Here is a 5,046-nt window from a genome sequence, read left to right as displayed (position 1 = left end):
TGAGGTATCAAACTGTACCTGCATAAATCAATTCATCCCTTTATTCAGCAACGCCCAAAATTCTTTTGTGGTATGATTAAAAGTTTTGTTAAAAATGCATCTCAAAATCGGTGCAGATAACTTTTATTACCTTATTGGAATGTCTGATTCAAATGAGGCGCAAATTTTAAAGTTATCTATTATACCATGAATTATTTTAGATATCTATTGCCCATAGCGTATGTGATCTTCCCACTGAGGAATTACTAATTTAGTATGCAAAAATCACTATCCCAGATGTATGCAGCTTCTTCAACTATACCTTCGTCTCATCTATTAAGCTATCCAGATATGAGAAGTATCTGTCAGGTGCAAGTTGAACAGTTAGCAACACAACTACCAAGCATTGCTGTCTGGAGCGTTTACAATGACCTAGATCGAGGAAAGAGTCGGATAGTGGCAGACTACAGGCAAGAACAATTAAGTTCTTATTCAGAAATTTCTTACCTGGAGTCAGAACTGTGGTGGGTAGATTCTTTACCTTCAAAGCAGTTGAGCGAACTGGCGATCGCAGGCACCTACAATGCCTATGTCTTTCCTCTCACTCAGCAAGGATCTCATCCTGAGTATCTTTTGGTGTTGAGCTATCAGCCTTTGTCTGTATCCCAACAACAATGTGTAGAGCAATCGGCTCTACTGTTGAGCCATTATCTAGCCCTTTATAAGGAATATTCTCGGCAAAAGGCAGAGATTCAATTACTTGAGCAAGCTGTACAGCGTTGTGAACATCAAATTCGCAATCCTCTGGCTTTGATTGCTCTGTATGCCGAAAATCTTCGGCTTTCTTTGCCCACAGGAGCGGCGCAAGAACAAGCAAAAGTAATTGGGGAAACTACACAGAAGTTAAGTAGTAACTTGAAGAGTTTAGTTTACTGTGGGCAGCAGGCCAAATTACAAATTGCTAGCTGCGATTTGAGGCTGGTATTGGCTGAGAGTATTCAAGATTTGCAACCTTGGCTGGAGCAAAAACAACTGCATGTATTGTATCCGAATACGGGTATTACTTTAGCAGTGGATCGGTGGCAGCTAAAGCAAGTTTTTGACAATTTATTGAGCAATGCTGTTAGTTTTAGCCCTGAAGGCGGAACAATTAGCTGGCAGTGGCAAATATTTAGAAATGAAGCAATTTTTCAAGTGCGCGATCGCGGCCCTGGAGTTTCCCCAGAGGCTCTAGAACAAGCGTTTGTCCCTTTTTATACTCAAAGACCAGGAGGAACAGGGTTAGGATTAGCGATCGCTAAAAAAATTATCCTCGACCATCGCGGCAGTCTTTGGGTAGATAATCTCCCTGAAGGAGGGGCGCAGTTCTCCTTTACATTACCTTGCTGATCAAAACTAGCAATTACAGAAATCAGGCCATTTATTCTAACAACTAAGTCGCACCAATTTAAAAAATAATTGCGATACATAGATTTACAGAACCTAGACACAGAAAGTAATTCCCAATCCAAAATCTAAAATCTAAAATCCAAAATGGATACACCTGTTTCAATTGTCTTAGTAGAGGATGAACCGTACTTTCGAGCAGGTTTGCTGACTCTGCTGAATTTCTACAGCAATAGCGGTAATGCACAGTTTCAGGTTGTCGGCGAAGCAGATTCGATGGATGCAGCCTTAAACTTAATAGCACAGCAACAGCCAAATTTGCTGTTGTTAGACTTGGAGTTAACTCAAGGGGATGGGATTACTATCCTGACCCGTTTGAGAGATTTATCCTACAAGGGTAAAGTGCTAGTTTTGTCTGGACACGACGAAGAAGAATGGATATTTCGGGCAATGCAAGCTGGGGCTTATGGGTACGTTTTGAAAGATTGTGTTGCGACGCAACTTTGTGATGCGATCGCCACTGTCCTGAATAATCAGATATATCTTTCCCCAGAAGTATCGACTCAGTTTTTCCGCTTATTTCACTCTTATACCCAAGCTACCATCGATGCGGCGCAAGGTATTCACTTAACTGAGCGGGAAAAAGAAGTTTTACAATGGCTAGTCAAAGGTGCTGCCAATGAGGAGATTGCCCGCGAACTTTACATTACAATAGCTACGGTGAAAGCACATTTGACGGCCATATTTGAAAAATTAAAAGTTAACAGCCGCACTCAGGCGATCGTTAAAGCTTTAAAACTTAGCTTAGTTTCTGCTTAAAAGTCCTTTCGTCGGTAACAAAACGTTATCGATCCCCCCAACCCCCCGATAAATTGGGGGGCTTTACAGCTATTTTTAGGTAAATAGACCACGCGGTAGGGGCGCAAGGCCTTGCGCCCCTACAACAGATGTGGTTCAAATACTTGAATTCTGCTGTAATTCCGGTTCTGCCCTTAAACAGATTTTCGATTTTTTCTGAGCTTTCAGGAGTTTGCTTGAATTGTAAAAGCTAAATTTATTTACACTGAACACAAAATAAATAACAGATAACAGATGAGTAATTATTTAGCTATTGCCACTGTAACAGCAGTGCTACAAAGAACCTTGCAGGCAAGCATTCAACTAGATGTAGATAACGCTAGGGTAACAACAGTTAAGCCTAGTAATTTGGGAAGCGGTACGCCAGAAACAGGGGTTAATTTATTTCTTTACCATGTCACGCTTAATCATATCTGGAGTAAAAATCATGGACATGCCTACAGAGAATCTAATCGACAGCCAACCAAACGCTCTCAAAGAGGTTTAGACCTCTACTATTTGCTGAGTTTCTATGGCAATGAAGTTGAGTTAGAACCGCAACGACTGCTGGGTAGCGTTGTGCGGACGCTGCAAGACTATTCAATAATTAATCAGCAGATGATTCAGGATGCACAGGCTGACTCAAGCTTTAGCTTTTTAGCTGATTCTGACCTCGCTAATCAAGTAGAAGCAATCAAAATTGAGCCACTCGATTTGTCTTTAGAAGATTTATCTAAGGTGTGGTCTGTACTTTTCCAGACTCCCTATAATTTATCAATTGCCTACCAAACCAGCGTTGTTTTAATTGATGGGGCGGAGTCGGCTCAAAAAGCATTACCTGTGCGGGAATACAAACCTTTACTCGTGCCTTTTATGGCTCAACCAATGGTAGAAAAGGTTGTGTCCCAAGCAGGTGTATATCAGCCGATTTTAGCAGACAGTTCTTTGATGATTCGAGGTCAACGGTTAAAGGGCGATGTCACCCATGTGCGGATAGGTGATGTGGTGGTGACTCCAGAACAGGTAAGTGAAAAGCAGATATTATTGCCTCTGTCAAGTGTATCTGCTGATGAGTTGCGGGCTGGTGTGCAGAGGTTGCAAGTAGTTCATCAAGTAATGACAGGGATACCGCCTGCGCCTAAAGGCAGAGTCGAGTCGAACGCAGTCGCTGTTGTAGTGCGCCCAACGATTATACAAGTCAAAGTATCTAAGATTCAAGGGAGTGGAGATGAACTGCGATCGGCTGAGGTAAGTATTAAAGTTAATCTCAAAATTGCTAAAGGGCAGCAGGTAGTTTTGTTGCTAAATGAGCGTTCGTCAAATGATCCTGTAGGTTATATGTTTGAAGCTTCTAAGCGACGGCAAGAAAACACTAATTTGATTAAATTTGTTATCTCTGGAGTCAAGACAGGAGAATATTTAGCGCGTGTACAAGTGGACGGTGCGGAAAGTATCTTGAGCGTGGATACAAATCCTGATAGTCAAACTTTCAATCAGTATATTAGTCCGAAAATAGCGATTAGGAATAGGTAATGATGTTATTCGTAATTACCACAATTCTATAACCATTTATTTTATTTGTCGCTCGTAGGGTGCGTTAGCATCAGCGTAACGCACCGGAAATAAACTTTGAGTTGGTGCGTTCCATTTCATTAATGCACCCTACAAGATCAGGCGATCGCACTTTCAAGACAGTCGCTACAAGATTCGTGATCGCACTTCGTTAACGCACCCTACAAGATCAGGCGTTCGCACTACACAACCATTTCATTTTCTTACATCCTCCCACCCTCGGTGATTCCCATACCATCTCTCTCACCAGCCCCCTACTGGGGGACCTCCCACACACCCGTAATTTTCTCGCCTATGCCTTTCTCCGCTCTTTTATTTCCCCCTATCGACTCGGACCCTTGCCCCCCTGCCATCTCTTTACCTTCTACCAAGGATTCTCATTCCTTGCCCGCACGGGTGACTCCGTGTCATTTCCTTCTATTGCATCTACATACCTCCGCGCCGGATAATGCTGCCCCACTTTCCATTCATTTACCTCCCTGTCATCCTGGATCTCTTTTATGTCTATATCCCTTCCTATATTGAATGCTGTGAATGCGTTCTTCACCTCTTTCACCTCCTCCACCCCCGCATTTTTCCACACGTTTATACGATTGCGTTCCCCGCCTCGCCCATCTTTCTCTACCTCTTTTTGCTTCCCCTCTACCCCCGAAAATCCCTCCCCTATGGATGTACCGTGCGACGTGTATACAAAGTAGGTTCTGCGTAACAACACCCGCTTACCAACAAAGTCCCACACTACCGGGAGACACTCTCGATCGTTGTTATTACCCTCGACTGCCGTCGTAACCGCTATTATACCCTGATTCCGTTCCGAGTTCTCCATCACATTCAAGGCATATAATATATGACTCTTTGTCTTTTGTAACGCCTTCATTACCCTATCCACCGCCGCTTCTCGTGTCGCCATATAGTCATTGTAAGTGTTAAACTTCATACTATTTTGCACCGACTTCCAGTTCCCGCCTGCACCTATCATTCCATTCTCTACCCGATGCTCCAACTCTTTCGTTGTCCTCTCCGGGCCATGTTCTATTAAACTGTGTCCCTGGTCTCGATATTCTAAATATTTCGCTCTTGATTCGACATCATCGTTCCACACGCGGTTTCTGAGAAAATCTATATAACCTTGAGCATTGGGGTCAAAGGTGCGTTGAATTTCTTTTCCTGCTCTCATCTCTTTCAACACTGTTTCTGTTTTAGTCGTACCTTTTGCCCTTCCCCTTTCTTCATACCCCCGCCTCACTGCCCCCACATTCTGCTGCACCACAT

4 protein-coding genes and 1 pseudogene are annotated in these 5,046 nt (G+C 43.1%); 3 read left to right on the top strand and 2 right to left on the bottom strand.

Features of this window, described 5'->3' with window-relative positions; translation table 11 throughout:
• Nucleotides 1-255: 255 nt before the first annotated feature.
• The 3 genes from ACFE90_RS36200 (at nt 256) to ACFE90_RS36190 (ending at nt 3,735) form a co-directional block, all read left to right on the top strand.
• Entirely contained in the window at nt 256-1,368 is a 1,113-nt protein-coding gene (locus ACFE90_RS36200; protein WP_375507069.1) for a sensor histidine kinase, read from the top strand.
• Between the two features lie 144 nt (nt 1,369-1,512).
• On the top strand, nt 1,513-2,184 hold the full coding sequence (locus tag ACFE90_RS36195) for a response regulator (protein ID WP_375507068.1): 672 nt from the start codon (nt 1,513-1,515) through the stop codon (nt 2,182-2,184).
• A gap of 273 nt (nt 2,185-2,457) precedes the next feature.
• On the top strand, nt 2,458-3,735 hold the full coding sequence (locus ACFE90_RS36190) for a DUF4255 domain-containing protein (protein ID WP_375507067.1): 1,278 nt from the start codon (nt 2,458-2,460) through the stop codon (nt 3,733-3,735).
• 137 nt (nt 3,736-3,872) lie between these two features.
• Here ACFE90_RS36190 and ACFE90_RS36185 read toward each other — a convergent pair.
• Nucleotides 3,873-3,929: pseudogene (locus ACFE90_RS36185) on the bottom strand (hypothetical protein); the annotation flags it as partial.
• A gap of 209 nt (nt 3,930-4,138) precedes the next feature.
• Nucleotides 4,139-5,046 (bottom strand): hypothetical protein (locus ACFE90_RS36180; protein WP_375507066.1); only part of this gene is annotated, 908 nt, incomplete at its 5' end.

It is taken from the genome of uncultured Nostoc sp., assembly GCF_964245445.1.
Classification (GTDB): Bacteria; Cyanobacteriota; Cyanobacteriia; order Cyanobacteriales; family Nostocaceae; genus Nostoc.
Note: the sequence above shows the minus strand (reverse complement) of the source record. Positions and strands in the feature narration are given on the sequence as shown.

Coding starts and splice junctions, on each gene's coding strand:
- ACFE90_RS36200 (WP_375507069.1), top strand. CDS start 256: ATGCAAAAATCACTATCCCAGATGTATGCAGCTTCTTCAACTATACCT.
- ACFE90_RS36195 (WP_375507068.1), top strand. CDS start 1,513: ATGGATACACCTGTTTCAATTGTCTTAGTAGAGGATGAACCGTACTTT.
- ACFE90_RS36190 (WP_375507067.1), top strand. CDS start 2,458: ATGAGTAATTATTTAGCTATTGCCACTGTAACAGCAGTGCTACAAAGA.